The following is a 19,339-nucleotide window of genomic DNA, read 5'->3' as shown; positions in this document are numbered from 1 at the left end:
TTGTTATTTAAATATATAGAGGGTGAACCGGCATGAAGTTAATGAAGCGGATCTGGCTGCGCATCGGAAACTATTATCGCAAGAAACAGGATTTTGAACAGGCATTGAAATATATGAGAAAAGGCGAGGGCGGGATTACGAGCTTTAATGATAAGCTCCTCTACGCCGAGCTGCTGCATAACGGTGGCTATTCGGATGAGGCTGTCGACTATTTGGGCCGCGTGATCGAGACCACCGGCAGCCATCGTGCTTATGAACGGCGGGCTCATATTTTGCGTGAGATGGACCGGGAGCTGGAGGCTATCGCGGACCTGGACCAGGCGATTGCATTAAATGCGGACAACTATATGAATTGGTATACCCGCGGGATCGCCTATAAAGACCTTAACCGGTACGAGGAGGCCATCCGCGATCTTAAGGAATCGATCAAGCGGGAAGATCCGAGCACGGTCATTTCCACGTATTATGAGCTTGGGATGACGTATTATGAGAGCCGGAATCCGGCGGAGGCCGCGAACTGCTTCCGTGTCAGCATCAAGGAGCCTTCCCGAGCCATTCCGATGTATTATTACATGCTGTCGGTTTGCCTGGACCTGATGGATGAACTGAAGGAAGCGGTGAGCGTCCTGGAGGAAGGGATCCAGCTAGCAGACCGGTATGAAGCGGAAGCCGACCAGGGTTATGCCCTGTTTGCTTCCAGCACGAATTACAGCTACGGCGCGTTTCTGTCGTTTCAGCGGCAGATGCGGGAAGCGTATTCGTTCCGGAAACATATGGCGGATCTGCACCTGCAGCTTGGGGCTTTCGATCAGGCGCTGGCGTATATATCGGAAGCGATCGAGCGTTACCCGGAAGCCTATGAGCTGTACTTGAAGCGGGCGGATATCCACAAAAAATCCGGCAGCATGCAATCCGCCAAGGCTGATCTGGAGCGTGCGATCGAAGCGGCTCCCGATGATTACCGCGGCTACTTCGAGCTGGCGCGGCTCTACCGCGAGGACGGGCTGGAGGAGCCGGCCTTCGAGCTGATCTCGAAGCTGTATGCCAGAATGCCCGAGTCGCCGCTCGTCTGCTACTGGATGGCGGACAGCTATTACCGGCTCGGACGCAACGAGGAGGCGCTGAAGCTGAACGATAAGCTGCTCCGGCTGGAGCCGGACGATGCGCCGAATTTCGTACAGCGCGCCGATATTCATATGGAGATGCATGATTTGCCGGCTGCCGAGAAGGCGCTGAAGAGCGCGATCGACATTCAGGATGCCTCCGAGATCCGAAACAAGCTCAGTTATGCGTTGTACCTGCAGGGGCGCAATGAGGAAGCGCTGCTGGAGCTGCAGGAGGCGGTCAAGCTGGACGAGGACTTTTCCACCCATCCGACCTATCTGGCGGCCAGCGGGCATATCTACAAGGAGATGGGCTTGTGGGATCTTGCGATCGATGCTTATTCCAACGCGATACAGGCGGTTCCGGGCAATCCGCGATTCTATGAATTCCGGGCAATCTGCTTCGTGGAGACCGGCCAGCTGGAGCGGGGGCTTGCCGATTGCTCGCAGGGTCTGGAGCTCGATCCGGAGTTCGGTAATCTGTACAGTTTGAGAAGCGGAATCTATTATTCCATGCTGGATTACAGCCGCGCCAAGGAAGATACGATGAAATTTCTGGAGCTTGTGCCGGGGCATCCGGGCGCTTATTTCCGGCTGGGTCAGATTCACTACAAGGACCATGACGAGGATGCCGCCTTGTATGCATTTGATCAGGTGCTCGAAGCCGTCCCGAATCATGCGGACAGCTATCTGTATAAAGCGCATATTTATTACGGCCAATTTGAGACGGAGGAGGCTGTTAACGCCATCGTCAATTGGAGCCTTCACCTGGATAAGGAGATGTCTCCGGGAGACAAGATCCAGGCGATCCAAGGTTTGGAGGGCTTCGAGGAGGATGTCTTGGAGCGGGCGGTTGAACGATTGACGGGGATGTACGGTCACCAGCTGTACTTGTCTTAGTTTCCAGGTAAAAAATGCTTGGCCTAAAAGCACCGCAAGATGGCTCACACTTTATCCGAACTTATGGTATGATTCTAATGTTATTGTTGCAGCTCGTTGCTCGCAGGCTGATCCAGCCGCGCGGGCTTTCTTCATGTGAGGGAGAAAGACAGGCAAGGGGGGATGTATTCTGATCTCGCTGCAGAAGGTGAATAAGAGCTTTGTTGATGGTAATGAACATTATCAAGTGATAAACAATGTATCCCTCGACATCGCTGAGGGAACGATTCATGGAATCATCGGTCCAAGCGGAGCCGGAAAGTCGACGCTGCTGCGTTTGATGAATGTGCTGGAGAGCCCCGATTCGGGCAGCGTGCAGGTGAACGGCCTCGAGCTTACCGCGCTCGGAAGCCGGGCTCTCAGGGAAGCGAGAAGGTCGATCGGCATGATCTTTCAGCATTTTCAGCTGGTCGGCAACCGGACGGCTTATGGAAATGTAGCTTTGCCGCTCGAGCTGGCAAAGACTCCGAGGGCAATCAGGGAGCAGCGCGTACTTGAAGTGATGAGATACGTCGGGCTGGAGGACAAGATGAGGCAGTATCCGGCGCAGCTCAGCGGGGGGCAGAAGCAGCGTGTCGCCATTGCGCGAGCGCTGGCGAATTCCCCTTCCGTTCTGCTCTGTGATGAGCCGACCTCATCGCTTGACCCGAAGACGACATCCGGCATCCTGGATGTGCTGCGGAAAATTAACCGGGAGCTTGGCGTTACCATCGTCATCGTGTCTCATGAGATGGATGCGGTGCACGCGATTTGCGATCGGGTGTCCGTCATGGAGAAGGGGCGTTTAACGAGAACCTACGACGTAAAATCATCGTCCGGGCTCTCTCAAACCAGGCTGGCGGCAGAAGCATCAAGGGAAGCGGAGGAACCGGACCATGGACGCGCCTAGCATTATTCAATATTTGAACGATTACTTCACATATGTGCAGCAGTATGACACGGAAATATGGCGCGCCATCGGCGAAACCTTCGTCATGGTCGGCATTTCGATTGCTGCGGCCGTATTTCTGGGTCTTCCGGTCGGAACAGTGTTATTTCTATGCCGAAAGGGACAGCTGTACGAGAACCGCCCGCTGTTCTCCGTCATGAACGGCTTGGTCAATATCATCCGTTCCTTCCCCTTCCTGCTGCTGGTGGTCATCATGATCCCGCTCACCCGTCTCATTGTTGGGACATCCATCGGTACGCTGGCGGCTGCCGTTCCGCTGTCGGTTGTCGCCATCGCATCCTACTCGAGACTGGTTGAGCAGTCGCTGCTGGAGGTGCCCAAGGAAGTGCTGGAGGCGGCCTCTTCGATGGGTGCGTCGACGCTGCAGATCATCTTCAAGTTTCTGTATGTCGAAGCCAGATCTGGCCTTACGCTCGGCCTTACGACATCGACCATCAGCTTCATTTCCTACTCGACGGTCATGGGGATCGTCGGCGGCGGCGGGGTCGGCGATTTTGCCATCCGTTACGGGTACCAGCGCTTTGAGACCGAAATCATGGTGTTTACCATCATCATTATGGTGATCTTGGTGCAATCGATTCAATTTGCGGGCAGTCTGGCTGCAAGATTGCTCGACAAACGGAAAGTCTGAGCGTCCGCGGGCATTTGCACTACACATGTAGTTACATTTTACACAAATCAATTATTTTACATGGGGGTAACAAAGACGATGAATAAAAAAATGGCGTTAATGATGCTGGCTCTGATCCTTCTTCTTGCCGGCTGCGGACAGAATCAGAATGGTAAAGAAGATCAAGAGAGCGGCCAATCCGGAGCTGGCGAGGAGGTTACCCTAAAGGTGGCTGCGCTTATCCCGCCGATGACGGATGTGCTCGAAATGGCGAAGCCCAAGCTGAAAGAGGAAGGCATCAACCTGGAAATCGTCATCCTGTCCGACAATGTGCAGCCGAACAATGCGCTGGCGAATAAGGAAGTGGATGCAAACTTCTTCCAGCACGTGCCGTACATGGAAGAATACAATGCCAATAACGGCTCGGAGCTCGTACCGGTGGTGCCGATCTATAACGCGGTGTTCGGGGCGTACTCCAAGCGTTACGACAAGATCGAGGACCTTCCCGAAGGTGCGACGATTGCGATTCCGAATGATCCTTCCAACATCGGACGTTCCTTGGTCATGTTCGAGAAGAACGGCTTGATTAAGCTGAAGGAAGGCGTCGGCATTAAAGCGACGCAGGCGGATATTATCGACAATCCGAAAAACTACAAGTTCAAGGAAGTCGATCTGCTCATGCTGGCGCGTACGCTGGACGATGTGGACATGGTTGCGATGACTCCGGCTTATGCCAAGCCGCTTGGCCTGACGCCGAAGAACGATGCGTTGATTACGGAAGGCAAAGATTCCGAGTTCACGATTACGCTGATTGCGCGCAAAGACAATGTCGATTCCGAGCCGATCCAGAAGCTGGCGAAGGCGATGACGAGCCAGGAAGTGAAGAAGTTTTTCGAGGATAACTACTCCGAGATCGCACTGCCTGCATTCTAAATTAAGCTATAGGTATAGCTGAATTTTTCATACTTGTTCTTTGAAGCCGCTCCGAGAGGGGCGGTTTTTTACGATTAGGAAGTCATTTAAGGTTCAGATTGATGGATCATTTCAAGGGTTGAAAAAAGCTGAATCACGCGTTAGTATTATTTATCAAAATTTTTTGGCTATTGTGGGGGAGCAATCATGAATGACATCCTGACGTTTCTCGTATTGATTATCTTTCTAATCATGTCACCGGGGGTCGATTTCGCATTAATCACGAAACGGACGCTCTCGGACGGCAGGAAAGAGGGGCTAAAAATTGCGCTGGGTATTTCATCCGGCGTGTTGGTTCACACAACAGCAGCCGCACTCGGTCTATCCTTGATCTTAATGAAATCTGCGCTCGCTTTCGAGGTCATTAAATATGTCGGTGCCATCTATTTAATTTACATAGGGGTATCATCCTTGGTCAGCCGGAAGCAGGCGCAAACTCATGCTCAACCTGTCGCATCCAAGCAATCGGCGTTTATGCAAGGGCTAATAACCAACACCTTGAATCCGAAAGTTGCGATTTTTTTCCTGACGTTTCTACCGCAATTCGTATCGCCGGACTACAATTCTAGCATGCAGTTTGCAATGATGGGACTCTGTTATGTCGTGCTTTCCATGGTTTGGTTTACGGCCATCGTTCTTATGTTAAGTTATATTCGACAATGGCTCATGTCCCCGAGAATTCAGAGCCTGATCGATAAAGCCACAGGGGTTGTTTTAATCGGATTCGGACTGAATATGATCTTTAGGGTCCAAAGAACAGGGCAATAAATATTTTAAAGGATAGGTACGCATAGGCCTGTCCTTATTTTCGTTTAGGGAGGTGGAGAGCTGAATGTGAGCTCATTGTTATCTCTGTATTAAGTTTGGCCCCAAATAATATGCAAAAAATTTACGGTCAATTTACAAAAAACTCTTTGACACCAACCGAAAACGGCTGTTATCATGACGTTAGCAGCAGTTCGTGTTTGGGCCAAAGTGCCAAAATAATTCATTGTTTTGGGTACATAGTTTTGGGTACATATATTGTCTTGAATTGCTTTTTTGATCGCGGATTGAGAGAAAGGAGAGTTCCATTATTGCTACTTTAAAGGATATAGCAAACCATGTTGGAGTATCGATCTCCACCGTATCACGAGTCATCAATAACGATACGAGCCGGCACATCAGCCAGGCCACCCGCACCAAAATTGTCGAGGCGGCCAAAGAGCTTGGCTATGCCCTCAACGAATCCGCCCGGCCGTCTCTAAAGAAGAATCATCCTCCGCAGACAACGGGGTATCGCCAGATTGGCTGCATCGTATCCGTTACGCAAAACAAGTATAATCATCCTTATTTCTCGCCGATTTTGCAGGGGATTGAGAAAAAGCTGTCCGAGCTGAACGGCGTGCTCACTTATGTGCTCACGATGGATGAAATCAAGGGTGAAGGGGCGATGAACAAGCTAGCACAGGATGCCCAGCTCGACGGCATGATTATCATCGAGGGAATTGACCCGAATGTGTATGAATTTATCAAACAATCTGTTCCTGCGGTTGTTGGCATCGATATATCCGATTCGACCGTGCCCGTGATTCTTTATGACCGCGTGGCTGCGGCGAAATCGGCCGTACAGCATTTGATCGAACGGGGGCATCGCCGGATCGGCTTTATCGGCGGGGCGGGACTTACAGGGGATCTCGAGCGGGAGAAGCGGTATCGCGGTTACCGTTATGCTATGGAGGAAGCCGGGCTGGATATGGATCCTCGGCTGGTCCTGAACACAGGCTGGGATGTGAATAACAGCTATACCCTTATGTACGAGCTCTTAAGCCTCCCGGACCATGAACGTCCGACCGCCATGTTCGCTGCGAGCGATATGATGGCGATATCCGCGATGCGGGCGGCGGCTGAGCATGGGCTTCAGGTTCCTCAGGATGTCGCCTTCGTGGGCCTGGATAATATCGAGGTCTCGCAGTATACTTCTCCTCCGCTATCCACCGTTCATATTCCCAAGGAGGAAATCGGCATGATGGCCGCCAAGGTGCTGATCGATCAAATCGAAGGCAAGAATCCTTTGCCGTTCAAGCTGTTTGTGCCTTATCAGTTGATGCTGCGGCAGTCTTCGGATTATTTTCGGGAGTAGAAAGAGTGTACACATAAATCATCGAGGTGCTGGTACGGTACCTCCTCTCTTTCTATACCCTTATTGGAAAATCGGATAGGATTTTGGGGCCAAAAATAATTGGCGGAGGAAGAAGGAAATGAATCAAATTCGATTAGGAATCATTGGACTGGGTTGGAGATCGGGGTTTACGAAGTATTGGCATCAGCCAAACGGGAGATCCCTCGTCGTTGCAGGTGCGGATACGGATCCTCTCAGACTAACCAAATTTCAACAAAATATTAACCCCGAGGCGGCGGTTACTCTGGATTACAGGGAGCTGCTGCAGCGGGAAGATATTGATGCGATCGTAATTACAACCCCTGATGACAGCCATGATGAAATCGCGGTTGCAGCGCTGCAGGCCGGAAAGCATGTGTACTGCGAGAAGCCGTTATCCATTACGGTCGAAGGCTGTGACCGGATATTGACTGCTTGGGCCCAATCAGGGAAACATTTCATGATCGGTTTTAATATGCGCTATATGAATATGTACCGCACGATGAAGGAGATTGTCGACAGCGGGGAGATCGGAGAGGTGAAGTCGGTATGGGTTCGACATTTCGTAGGCTTGGGCAGCGATTACTACTATCACAGCTGGCACGGCAGCTCAAGGAATACAACCTCGCTTCTGCTGCAGAAGGCTTCCCACGATATCGACCTGATTCACTGGCTGACCGGGCGATATACGAAGAAAGTAGCCGCTTTCGGCGGGGTGGATTATTTTGGCGGAACGAAGCCGAATGAGCTTACGTGCCCGGAATGCGGCGAAAAAGCGACTTGTCCCGAATACCGTTCGGGCCCGCTTGTGCAATGCGCTTTTCGCGAGGAAATCGACGTGGAGGACAACAGCATGGTGTTAATGGAGCTGGACGGGGGGATCAAAGCCTCGTATATGCAGTGTCATTTCACGCCTGACTATCAGCGGAACTACACCATTATCGGCACCGAGGGCCGCATCGAGAATGATGAGATCGCACAGCGGGTTTACGTCAAAACGCGCAAGTCCCAAACCTGGCGTGATCTATCGGATAAGATTTACGAGATTAAGAAAGCCGAGGGTTCGCATAACGGAGCCGATCCGATCATTTGCGAGGATTTTCTGGATATGATTCTGCAAAATAAAGAGCCCATCGCCGAACCGATCGCAGGCCGCATGAGCGTAGCGGTCGGCGTAGCCGCAACGGAATCGATGAGAAAGGGGGGGCAGTTAGTTTATGTAAAGGAGCCGGAGCCCTGGATGCTTGGACAGAAGAGCAGCCTATCCGGGACTTGATCGACATGCCGATAGAACCACACGCTCCAACGATGCGAAGGAGGGGGATTCTTAGTGAATACAGCACCTGCCAGGCGAACGGAGGCCCGAGAAGCCGTGCCCGCGAAGTGGAGGGCGTTTCGCCGAACATTCCGTAAAAATTGGGAATTATATTTGCTCATCACTCCCGTCGTTCTTTATTTCTTTATCTTTGATTACCTGCCGATGTACGGCATACAAATCGCGTTCAAAAACTTTGTAGCGGCCAAGGGGATATGGGCCAGCGAATGGATCGGGTTTGATCATTTCGAGCGTTTTTTTAACAGCTTTTATTTCGACCGATTGATTCTGAATACGCTCGGGATCAGCTTGTATCAGCTGGCCATCGGATTTCCGATTCCGCTTATCCTGGCACTCTTGCTCAATGAAGTAGGCAACCGGCATTTCAAGCGTTTTGTCCAAACGGTTACATACGCTCCCCATTTCCTATCAACGGTCGTCATGGTAGGACTCATCATCATTTTTCTCTCACCTCAGAACGGCATCATTAACCACCTTATCGCCTTTTTTGGCGGTGAACGCATCTCATTCATGACGGAGCCTGAATGGTTCAAATCGATTTATGTATTTTCGGGTGTATGGCAGGGCATGGGATGGAGCTCCATCATTTATCTTGCGGCGCTCGCCGGAATCGACCCGACGCTGCACGAAGCGGCCAAAGTGGATGGAGCGAGCAGGCTCCAGCGGATATGGAAGATCAACCTGCCGGGCATTATGCCAACCGTCGTCATTCTGCTTATTTTAAATGTCGGGCAGATCATGGGCATCGGCTTTGAAAAAATTTATCTGATGCAGAACGATCTGAATATCGAGAGCTCCGAAGTGATCTCCACCTATGTGTATACACAGGGGATTCTGGGAGCACAGTACAGCTTCTCCGCCGCGGTCGGCTTGTTTAACTCCTTGGTTAATCTGGTGCTGCTCGTGCTTGTGAACCGAATCGCCAAAAAAGTCAATGAAACCAGCTTATGGTAAGGAGGGGATCAGGGTGAAAGAATCCGTCCAGGATCGTATGACACTCATCGTAATTTATATCTTGCTGTCCATTATCCTGCTGCTTGTCCTGTATCCGCTGATTTTTGTCGTCAGCGCCTCGATCAGCGACCCGCTCACCGTATCGAGAGGAGAAATGTGGCTGTTTCCGAAGGATTTGTCCTTTATCGGCTACGAGCTGGTTTTTGCGAATAAGGAAATATGGACCGGCTATGCGAACACGCTGCTGTACACATTGGTGGGCACCGCAATCAATCTGGTTATGACCATATTTGCAGCCTATCCGTTATCGCGCAAAGATTTCGCGGGTCGGAATGTCATCACGGCTTACATCGTATTCACGATGTTTTTCAGCGGCGGCCTCATCCCAACGTATTTGCTCGTAAAAAACCTCGGGATGATCAACACGATGTGGGCGCTGATCATTCCGGGCGCGGTATCGGTGTGGAACATCATCATCATGCGCACCTTCTTCCAGACCTCCATTCCGAATGAGATTCAGGAATCGGCCTCGATCGACGGCTGCTCCAATATGCAGACGCTGTGGAGAATCGTGCTCCCGCTCTCCATGCCGATCATCGCGGTTATGATTTTGTTTTACAGCGTGGGGCACTGGAATTCCTACTTCAACGCACTCATCTATCAGAATGATCGGGATAAATACCCGCTGCAGCTGTTCTTAAGGGAAATCCTGATCAAATCCCAAGTGGACCAGATGGCCGGAAGCATGGATTTATCGGTGCAGAAGCATCTGATGGAGGCCGAGGCGATTAAATACGCCATCGTCATAGTGGCCAATTTACCTGTACTGCTGCTGTACCCGTTCCTTCAGAAGTATTTTGTCAAGGGTATGATGATCGGCGCTCTCAAGGGTTAGAAAACGGCTCTTGTTTCGCAATATATTTCGAAAAGTGGAGGTCTGAGAAAATATGGGGAATCATTTCAAGCGGTTCACTAAAGTCCTGCTCACAGGCGTGTTGACCGCAAGTCTGGCAACCGCCTGCGGCAGCGGAGGAAAGCCGGCGGCGGAGGAGCAGCCTAAGCAGCAAACGGCTGTAAATCCCACAGGGTTTCCGATCGTGGAGGAGCCTATCAAGCTTACGTTCTTCGCAGGGAAAGCCGCTTCGGCTCCAGCGGACTGGAACTCGCTCCCGGTATGGAAGGAATATGCCAAGCAGACGAACATCGAAGTCGATTTTCAATTGACGCCTGCAGAGAGTCTGGCGGAGAAGCGGAATCTGGTGCTCTCCGGCGGCGATTATCCGGATGCCTTCCACACGGCGCGGCTGTCTGCGAATGATTTGATGAATTATGGAGGCCAGGGCATTTTTATTCCGCTTAATGATTTGATCGACCAGTATGCGCCGAATTTCAAGAAGCTCCTGGAGGAGCATCCGGAGGTCAAGAAAGGAATGACGATGCCTGACGGCAACATCTATTCCTTCCCGACGTTTTATGACCCGAACTTTAAATCGGTGCTTATTGGAACCAAGCTGTGGTACAACCAAGCGTTTCTGGACGCGCTCGGCATGAAGGAGCCCGAAACGACGGACGAATATTACGAATACTTGAAGGCGGTCAAGACCCAGGACCCGAACAAGAACGGCAAAGCGGACGAAATTCCGTATGCCGCAAGCGGCATTGGATCCTTGCTCGATGAACTGAAGGGAGCGTGGGGGCTCGGCAACCGGGGGAACATTCATGGACGGGTGGATATGGATCCGCAGTCCGGTAAACTTCGGTTCATCCCTACCGATCCGAGATACAAAGAAGTGCTGGAATACTTGAATAAGCTGTACAAGGAAGGCCTCATGGTTCAGGATATCATGACCATCGAAGGTCCACAGGTGAACGCTCTGATGGATGAAGGGCTTGTCGGCTCCGCGGAAACCAACAGTCCGCATGCGATTGGCGGGGTAACGATCGAGCATTTTGTAGGGGCTCCGACGCTTAAGGGACCTTACGGCGACCAGATTTTCTCAAGAGCGCGTTCTCCGCTGATCGATGTCGGGGCTTTTGTCATCACCGATAAAAATCAGCATCCGGAAGCGACGGTCCGCTGGATTGACCACTTCTACAGCGAGGAGGGCAGCAAGCTGTTCTTCATGGGCGTGAAGGATGTCAGTTATGTAGAGAACCCTGACGGTTCGATTGAATATACCGAGGAAGCGCTGAAGGAGCAGTCAAAATTCGTCTCATGGGCAGGCGGGTTCTACCCGGCGATGCTGACGGACAAAACCTTCAAGGCCGGTGAAGCGACAGAGCCAAGCCTCGCAGCCGCGGCGAAAGTTGAAGGCCAGTGGCCGGAGGAGGTATGGCCGCAGTTTACGTATACCCAGGAGGAGCTTACCCAGTTCACGCCGCTTCATACGGACATCAATAAGTATGTTGATGAAATGACGGCCAAATTTGTTGTAGGCGATGTACCGTTCAGCGAATGGGATAAATATGTAAGCACCATTGAGAGAATGGGATTGTCGCAGTATCTCGAAATCTATACAGCCGCATATAATCGGTACAAGGCCGAGTAGGAGGGCGATAGGATGTGGAAAAAGGCTTGCTTGTCTCTGCTGTCGGTGATGCTGCTGTTGACGTCTTTCCTGCCCGGTTCGGCCGCGGCTAGCCAGGGCGACCTGTTCGATGTTTGGGTGCCGACCAATACGGAGAAGGTGATGCGGGATCAGGCTTTTCCGGGCGAGCCCAATTCCAGCATTCGGATCGGAGCCGCACGCAATGAATATGAGAGCGGCCAGGTCATCGTGAAAGCCAATCAACCACTACGCAAGCTGCAGGTATCCATGAGCGATCTGAAGCTTACGGACGGAAGCGCCAAAATCGGCCGAGAGCATATTCAATTGTTCAAACAGCATTACATTGAAGTAAAGACTTCCACAACGCCGGCTTATCCGGAAGGCTGGTATCCGGATGCCTTGATCCCGTTGAATCAGCAATTGGAAGTAGCCGAAGGACATAATCAAGGGATCTGGTTCAAAGTCTATGTGCCCAAAGGGCAGCATCCCGGTACGTATACTGGAGAAATGACACTGCACGAAACAGGAAATCCGGTCCGAATCCCAATCGAACTCACCGTATGGGATTTCGAGCTTACCGATGAGAGCCACGCCAAAACCAATTTCGGGGTCTGGGGCGGACCGGTTCAGGAAGCGCACGGCAATGTCGTGGGCGAGGAGGCATGGAAGTACATCGAGAAGTACTACTACGCATCCGTTGAGCACCGCCTGACGCCGGGATACTTGCCGATTCCGGACTCCGACATCGACAGCTACGTTGAACGGGCGCCAAAGTATGTAAACGATCCGAGAATATCCGCCTACCGCTTGCCGTATTATCGGACGGCTGACGGGCAGCCGGATATACAGCGGAACAAGCAGCTGGTGGATCGTTTAAGGGAGGCAGGCCTGCTGTCTAAAGCGTATTATTATGTGTCCGAGATCGATGAACCGACACGCGATAAATATGCCCGTGTGAAGCAGATCAACGATGCTCTCGAACAGGCGGCTCCCGATGTTCCGCATCTCGTTACGATTCAGCCGGTCGATGAATTAGTCGGGGATGTGGATATTTGGGTAGCGGATATTGAAAAGTTCGATGAGGCTTTCGCCAAGGAGCGGCAGGCCGCCGGCGATTCGGTCTGGTGGTACACCTATGTGAAGCCGAAGCATCCGTTCCCTTCCTATCATCTGGATGATGACTTGGTCGGAACGCGGCTGTTAACCTGGATGCAGCGCGATCACGGCGTGGAGGGCACGTTATATTGGGCGACGACCCAGTTCCAGAAGTATGATGCCGCGCAGAAGAAATACGTCAGCCGTGATGTATGGACCGATCCGCTGGCATTCCCCGGGGCGAACGGCGATGGATATTTGTTTTATCCCGGAACGGAAGTAGGCGTCGACGGCCCGATTGGCACGATCCGTCTGGAAGTGCTCCGCGAGAGCATGGAGGATTACGAGTATCTGTGGCTGTATGAGCAGAAGCTGCGTGAAGCTGCCTCGAAGCTGGGCATAGCGGACGCCTTCCCGTATCGGGATGCGATGCGCCCATTCTATGACCGATTGTACGAGAACATCAAAACCTTCGAAGAGAACCCCGAGAAGGTGATGCAGGTACGAAGCGAGCTTGCACAGGAGATCGTTACCGCTTCGGAGGGTGCGCCGGTATTGGTTACGGTCGGCAGCCCAGCGGACGGAAGCCGCGAGGTTTCGATCTATGCGGAGAAAGGCTCGGAGGTAACAGTGAACGGACAGCAAGCGCCGATAACCGCTGAGGGAGCAGAGCACGATCAATTTTCGCTGGTGCTAAGCCTGGATCCCGGAGCCCAAGAGCTGGATATCGTCGTGAGCAAGGACGGATCGTCCAAAACCGTGAATCGGACCCTTGTCGTTTATGAAACCCATGCTCCGTATACGGTCGCTTTAAACGATGCCGAAACCGATGAAGCGATCAACCGCTTCACATCCCAGACGGTGGATACCGATCTCGCCAAGGTGAATGTCACCGAGGGGACCTACTCCATGAAGGCTGTGTTTTCGGCAAACGTGAATTTTCCGAATTTGCGGTTGTTTGATGCAGGGAAAGGATTCCGCAGCAGCGACTGGTCGGCATTCGAGACGCTGGAGTTCGACGTGTTCAATCCTGGCGAGACGGTACAATTCTACGTCAAGTTCCATCAGCTGGACGGGAAAAGCGATGATACCTTCATGCAGTATATTCGCGCAGGCAGCGGCGAAACCGTTAGCATTCCGCTTCGGCAGGTGAATTTGGACCTCAGCCGGATCAAGGGCATTGAGATCTGGATGTGGCGCCAGTCGGCTCCGCAGACCCTGTATTTCGACAACTTCCGGTTTACTTCCGCCGCGCCTCAGGATCCGATGACACCGTGAGGCAGGTGTGGCGGAGCAGGATATCAATCGGGTACCTAGCAACTCCATTTTGATAAAAAGAGGGGAACGCATGAAGCTGACTTTTCTGGGAACGGGGGCTGTGGAAGGAATTCCTTCCCCGTTCTGTGACTGCCTGACGTGCGAGCATGCCAGAGAAAACGGCGGACATAACAACCGGCGGCGGCAGAGCGTCTTAATCAATGATAATCTGCTCATCGATTTGGGGCCGGATATTTTCGCCTCCTGTGCCGGGCTGGGCATTGCCCTGCGCGACCTGGACTGCTTATTGATCACCCATAGCCACCTCGATCATTTCGATTCCGTTAATCTGATGCTGCGGGGCAAAGCGTTTCGTTTGGCAACCGAGCTGCCGGAGCTGACGATGCTTGCAGGGCCTTCCGTTTGGACGAAATGGGAGGACACCGGCGGGAATGACCAGGGGGCCGGGATTCTAAGGCGTATCATTCATCCGGGGCAAACGGTTCGGCTGAAGGAATATTCGGTTACGGCCATTGCAGCCTGCCATCACTTGCGGATCGGCGATGCGATGAATTACCTGATCGACGATGGGAAGGCTTCACTCCTATATGCATCGGATAGCGGGTATTACGAGGAAGACGTATGGGAATCGCTGCAGGGGCGCCGATTTGACGCCGTTGTGCTGGAGGGGACGATCTGGAACCGTCCTCCCGGAAAAGAGCACCTCAATCGATCGGACTTTGGCCGGATGGTGGAACGGCTGAAGCGCATCGGGGCCATTACCGATCAGACACAGCTCATTGCGACTCATTTCTCCCACCAATCCGTCGGTCCGCACCATGAATTGGCGGAAGAGGTCGGTCAATTCGGCGCCCAGTGCGCCTTCGATGGACTGACGGTTCATATCCTCCCTGAATCATAGGGGGGCAGGAGTTCTATTGTATTCGAGGGAGCTGATGCAATAGTAGGTCTATTCACTCGACAGATTGTTTTTTAGATCAAAAACGTATCAAATGAAGAAATGGCGGTGCTAAGGATGTGATCCTTGCACCGCCATTTCGCATGCGATCTTCTTTCATCCGCATGAACGAGGCGCCATGGTCCGATTTGCTGTAGCTGTTCCGGTCTCCGAGTCTTTCTTGGTGCTGTTCGTAAGTTTGAAGCCGAAATTTGGGGGCAGCAGCGATGGAAGGAACGATTCGTAAACGGAGCGCCTCCTAACAGAAAAAGAAGGCATCCCACCAGATCTAAGATCTTTTAGGTCATCCCCTCTCCTCTGGTGAAATTGACCTGAGCGGCGGCAACTGGATATAATGATGGATGATTAAGGAAGGGATGGCTGGCTAGCCTGACACTTTATAGTGAAGAATATCGATATAGATACAAAGAGCCGGGTATCCAATCCACAGCAAGTCCAATTGCTACGATATGACAGTACAAAATCGAAATACGCATGACGGGAGTTGAGAATGATGAAAAAAGAAGTGATCGACAGACTGATTCGATATGCGCAAATCGATACCCAGTCGGATGAAACCAGCAACACCTGCCCCTCGACCCCTGGCCAGCTGACACTGGGCCGTCTGCTTGTAGACGAGCTGAAGGAGATCGGCATGGAGGACGTGACGATGGATGAGAACGGTTATGTCATGGCTACCCTGCCGGCGAATACGGACAAGGATATCCCGACGATTGGCTTCCTGGCGCATGTGGATACGGCAACGGATTTCACGGGCGCAGGCGTAAAGCCGCAGATCGTTGAAGACTATGACGGAGGAGATATCGTACTTAACGCGAATCAGAACGTGGTGCTCTCTCCGCGAGATTTTCCGGAACTGGCTAACTACAAGGGCCACACGCTCATTACGACGGATGGGACAACGCTGCTTGGCGCCGACGATAAAGCCGGCATTGCCGAAATTATGACTGCCATGTCGTATCTGATTCAGCGTCCGGAGCTGAAGCACGGGAAGATCCGGGTTGCGTTCACGCCGGATGAGGAGATCGGCCGGGGACCGCATAAATTCGATGTCGAGGCTTTCGGAGCGAAATATGCGTATACGATGGATGGCGGACCGGTCGGAGAGCTTCAATATGAAAGCTTCAATGCGGCAGCGGCGCTGGTGACATGCAAAGGAAAGAATGTACACCCCGGAACGGCCAAAGCTAAAATGGTGAATGCTGCCAAAATTGCGATGGAAGTGCACGGCATGCTGCCGGCGGAGGAAGCGCCGGAGTTCACGGAGGGCTACGAGGGCTTCTTTCATCTCACCTCCATTGAGGGCGATGTCGAGCTGACCGAGCTCCGATATATTATTCGCGATCATGACCGGGAGCGCTTCGAGGAAAGAAAAGCGAAGCTGGCTTCCATTGTGGAGGAGCTTCAGCAGAAGTACGGAGCCGAACGGATCGTGCTGCAAATGCGGGATCAATATTACAATATGCGCGAGAAAATCGAGCCGGTGATCGAAGTGGTGGAGATTGCGAAGGCTGCGATGGAGAACCTGGGCATTCGGCCGATCATCGAGCCGATCCGCGGCGGTACCGATGGCTCCCAGCTGTCCTACATGGGACTGCCGACGCCGAATATATTTACGGGCGGGGAGAACTATCACGGGCGGTACGAATACGTGTCCGCAGACACGATGGTGCAGGCGGTCCAAACGATCGTCGAGATTGTCCAGCTCTATGAGGCAAGATCATAGGCCAGGTTTGCAATCACAGGCTGACAATGACAACAAAGCCGGAAGCTGCAGAGCTGACAATGACAACAAGCTGGGAGTTTCAGTGCTGACCAATGACAACAAGCTGGAAGTTTTAGTGCTGACAAATGACAGCAAAGCGGCAAACCTGAACATGACAAGGCTATCAAGGCCAAAGCTGCCGGGAGCAACATCCCGGCGGCTTTTTTGCGTTTGCCGGGGACCCAGGGCTGGACAGGCCATTGCCGGTCCTCCTGCCACTCCCGCCCCCGCTCCGCTTATCCAGACAATCCTTTACCCGGGCCGCTGCGGTATTCGCTGGGAGTCATGCCCGTCCATTTGCGGAACAGCTTGGAGAAGTAGAGGGCATCATTGAAGCCGACCGAAGAGGCGATTTCTTGAATCGAAAAGGATGTCCTCAGCAGGGATTTCGCCTTCTCCATTCGCACCCTCATCAGATACTGCATCGGGGATAACCCGGTATGCTGCTTGAAGGCCTTCGAGAGATGGGCGCGGTGGTAACCGAGTGTGCTCGCCAGCTGCCCGATCGACAGCTGCTGGTGATATTGCGTCGAGATGAGGCGCTCCGCCTGCCTTACACCGCGTTCAATATCAGCTACATCCCGCTCCCTTGAAGGCAGGTGCTGCTGATTCAGCATGGCAAGCTTGTGCAGCAGCAATCGGAGCCAGGCCGAGCCCTGCAGATCCTCAAGCCGCGGATAATCCGACTGATTAAAGCCGAGGCGAATGCGGCTGTACATGGATTTGAGCTCCTTCAGCTCCTCCGGGTCTTCGCAGCGGATGACCGGTCTTGCGGCGGTAATCCCCATATCCGCAAGCAGCAAGGGAGCCCCTTTCTCCTGAAAGGCGACCCAATGATAGTGCCATGGATTCCGGTCGTCCGCCTGATAACTGAACAGGACGCCCGGAAGAATGATGAACGTATCGCCCGCCTTGCAGGGATATACCTTGCCGGCACATTCGAATATGCCTTCGCCGTCGGTCACCGTATGAATTAAGCAGTAGTCGTGGATGGCCGGTCCGATTTTGTGCCTTGGTACCGGAATGCCTTCTCCGCTGAACAGCATGGTTAGGTCATGGGCGCCCGGGGAGGGGTTCATGCCGATCGCGTACAGGGAGTGGTCAGGCAGGATGGACATCGTGTATCAGCCCCCTTAGGAGGATTCCTTGTTCAATAATCTTAAGCCCTGAATGCATCTTTAAGAGTCACCCATAGATTAATGGATGAAACGACAAATGTCCATATCGCCCTTGTTTTGCTCCATATTCAAGGATGCAGGAATCACATATAGTTATTCATGTGAAAGCGCATTAATACATTGGGTTTAAGGAGGGCGTTATTATGTCCAAGATTACATTTATCGGAGCGGGAAGCAGTGTTTTTGCCAAAAACGTACTGGGAGACTGCATGCAGACTCCGGCGCTGCAGGGGTTCGAGCTTGCCTTGTTTGACATTGATCCCGTAAGACTGAAAGACTCCGAGAACATGCTGAATAATATAAAGAAGACGAGCGGCAGCACCTGCGTCATCAAATCCTACAGCGACCGCAAGGAAGCGCTCCGGGGCGCGAAGTACGTGATCAATGCGATTCAGGTCGGCGGTTATGACCCATGCACGATTACCGATTTTGAGGTTCCTAAGAAATACGGGCTGAGACAGACGATTGCCGACTCCGTCGGGATCGGGGGGATATTCCGCAACCTGCGCACGATTCCGGTCATGCTGGATTTTGCGGCCGACATCCGGGAGGTATGTCCGAATGCCCTGTTCCTGAACTATACGAACCCGATGGCGGTATTGACCAATGCGATGAACACGCTCGGCGGTGTTCAGACGGTAGGTCTGTGCCACAGCGTGCAGGCATGCATTCCGCATCTGTTCGATAATCTCGGGATGGACAAGGAAGGCGTGCAGGCCAAGATTGCAGGCATCAACCATATGGCCTGGCTGCTCGAGGTTACGAAGGACGGCGTTGACCTCTATCCGGAAATCAAGCGGCGGGCTGCCGAGAAGCAGAAGGAGAAGCATCACGATATGGTACGCCTGGAGATGATGCTGAACTTCGGCTACTATATTACCGAGTCCTCGGAGCATAACGCCGAGTATCATCCGTATTTCATTAAGCGGAATTATCCGGAGCTAATCGAGCGCTTCAACATTCCGCTGGACGAGTACCCGCGCCGCTGCGTGAATCAGATCGAGGGCTGGAAGCAGATGCGCGAAGAGCTGGTGAACAATAAAGATTTGACGCACAAGCGCTCCCATGAGTATGCGTCTTATATTTTGGAAGCGATGGAGACGAATGTTCCTTTCAAAATCGGGGGGAATGTGATGAACACCGGCTTGATCACAAATCTGCCGAAGGAAGCGTGCGTCGAGGTTCCGTGCCTGGTGGATGCGAGCGGCGTGACGCCGACCTACGTGGGCGATCTTCCACCGCAGTGCGCTGCGCTGAATCGCACGAATATCAACACCCAGCTGCTTACGCTGGAAGCGGCTGCGACCGGCAAGAAGGAGCATATCTATCATGCGGCGATGCTGGATCCGCATACGGCGGCAGAGCTGTCCATGGACGACATCAAGAGCCTGTGCGACGATCTGATCGAGGCGCACGGCGATTGGCTGCCGAAATTCCACTAAACGAAATCACAGGCTTCTTGAATAGAAATAGCAAGCGAGGCGGGAGGTATTCCCGCCTTTTTTGCGTGGGC

General features: G+C 52.7%; 15 protein-coding genes. 14 read left to right on the top strand and 1 reads right to left on the bottom strand.

Annotated elements, in window-relative coordinates:
• The first annotated feature begins 32 nt into the window (after nucleotides 1-32).
• The 13 genes from MKX76_RS16060 (at nucleotide 33) to pepT (ending at nucleotide 16,609) form a co-directional block, all read left to right on the top strand.
• Nucleotides 33-2,003, top strand: coding sequence for a tetratricopeptide repeat protein (locus MKX76_RS16060; protein WP_341034172.1), 1,971 nt, complete (start codon nucleotides 33-35; stop codon nucleotides 2,001-2,003).
• A 169-nt stretch (nucleotides 2,004-2,172) separates the two neighbouring features.
• Entirely contained in the window at nucleotides 2,173-2,931 is a 759-nt protein-coding gene (locus tag MKX76_RS16055; RefSeq protein ID WP_341035050.1) for a methionine ABC transporter ATP-binding protein, read from the top strand.
• A complete protein-coding gene (locus tag MKX76_RS16050; protein WP_007130892.1) occupies nucleotides 2,918-3,622 on the top strand; it encodes a methionine ABC transporter permease in 705 nt (234 codons plus the stop codon). The genes MKX76_RS16055 and MKX76_RS16050 overlap by 14 nt, the downstream gene beginning before the upstream one ends.
• Before the next feature lie 78 nt (nucleotides 3,623-3,700).
• Nucleotides 3,701-4,534, top strand: coding sequence for a MetQ/NlpA family ABC transporter substrate-binding protein (locus tag MKX76_RS16045; RefSeq protein ID WP_341034170.1), 834 nt, complete (start codon nucleotides 3,701-3,703; stop codon nucleotides 4,532-4,534).
• Between the two features lie 186 nt (nucleotides 4,535-4,720).
• A complete protein-coding gene (locus MKX76_RS16040) occupies nucleotides 4,721-5,341 on the top strand; it encodes a LysE family translocator (RefSeq protein ID WP_007130890.1) in 621 nt (206 codons plus the stop codon).
• Nucleotides 5,342-5,624: 283 nt separating this feature from the next.
• A complete protein-coding gene (locus MKX76_RS16035; RefSeq protein WP_312889665.1) occupies nucleotides 5,625-6,695 on the top strand; it encodes a LacI family DNA-binding transcriptional regulator in 1,071 nt (356 codons plus the stop codon).
• A gap of 118 nt (nucleotides 6,696-6,813) precedes the next feature.
• Nucleotides 6,814-7,989, top strand: coding sequence for a Gfo/Idh/MocA family protein (locus tag MKX76_RS16030; RefSeq protein ID WP_007130888.1), 1,176 nt, complete (start codon nucleotides 6,814-6,816; stop codon nucleotides 7,987-7,989).
• Nucleotides 7,990-8,085: 96 nt separating this feature from the next.
• Nucleotides 8,086-9,003 (top strand): ABC transporter permease, encoded by a 918-nt coding sequence (locus tag MKX76_RS16025; protein WP_050954053.1) that lies wholly within the window; start codon nucleotides 8,086-8,088, stop codon nucleotides 9,001-9,003.
• Nucleotides 9,004-9,040: 37 nt separating this feature from the next.
• Nucleotides 9,041-9,898, top strand: coding sequence for a carbohydrate ABC transporter permease (locus MKX76_RS16020; RefSeq protein ID WP_445669854.1), 858 nt, complete (start codon nucleotides 9,041-9,043; stop codon nucleotides 9,896-9,898).
• Nucleotides 9,899-9,950: 52 nt separating this feature from the next.
• Nucleotides 9,951-11,552: an extracellular solute-binding protein gene (locus MKX76_RS16015; protein ID WP_341034167.1), complete on the top strand. Its 1,602-nt coding sequence runs from the start codon at nucleotides 9,951-9,953 to the stop codon at nucleotides 11,550-11,552.
• A gap of 12 nt (nucleotides 11,553-11,564) precedes the next feature.
• Entirely contained in the window at nucleotides 11,565-13,925 is a 2,361-nt protein-coding gene (locus tag MKX76_RS16010) for a glycoside hydrolase domain-containing protein (protein ID WP_341034165.1), read from the top strand.
• 70 nt (nucleotides 13,926-13,995) lie between these two features.
• A complete protein-coding gene (locus MKX76_RS16005) occupies nucleotides 13,996-14,826 on the top strand; it encodes an MBL fold metallo-hydrolase (protein ID WP_251537090.1) in 831 nt (276 codons plus the stop codon).
• Nucleotides 14,827-15,376: 550 nt separating this feature from the next.
• Nucleotides 15,377-16,609 (top strand): peptidase T, encoded by a 1,233-nt coding sequence (gene pepT, locus MKX76_RS16000; RefSeq protein WP_213616090.1) that lies wholly within the window; start codon nucleotides 15,377-15,379, stop codon nucleotides 16,607-16,609.
• 275 nt (nucleotides 16,610-16,884) lie between these two features.
• Here pepT and MKX76_RS15995 read toward each other — a convergent pair whose 3' ends face one another.
• Entirely contained in the window at nucleotides 16,885-17,766 is an 882-nt protein-coding gene (locus tag MKX76_RS15995; RefSeq protein ID WP_213616005.1) for an AraC family transcriptional regulator, read from the bottom strand.
• 203 nt (nucleotides 17,767-17,969) lie between these two features.
• Between MKX76_RS15995 and MKX76_RS15990 the strand changes: the two genes are divergently transcribed.
• Nucleotides 17,970-19,268 (top strand): alpha-glucosidase/alpha-galactosidase, encoded by a 1,299-nt coding sequence (locus tag MKX76_RS15990; RefSeq protein ID WP_341034164.1) that lies wholly within the window; start codon nucleotides 17,970-17,972, stop codon nucleotides 19,266-19,268.
• Nucleotides 19,269-19,339 lie beyond the last annotated feature (71 nt).

It is taken from the genome of Paenibacillus sp. FSL R5-0810, assembly GCF_038002285.1.
Classification (GTDB): Bacteria; Bacillota; Bacilli; order Paenibacillales; family Paenibacillaceae; genus Paenibacillus_AQ; species Paenibacillus_AQ lactis.
Note: the sequence above shows the minus strand (reverse complement) of the source record. Positions and strands in the feature narration are given on the sequence as shown.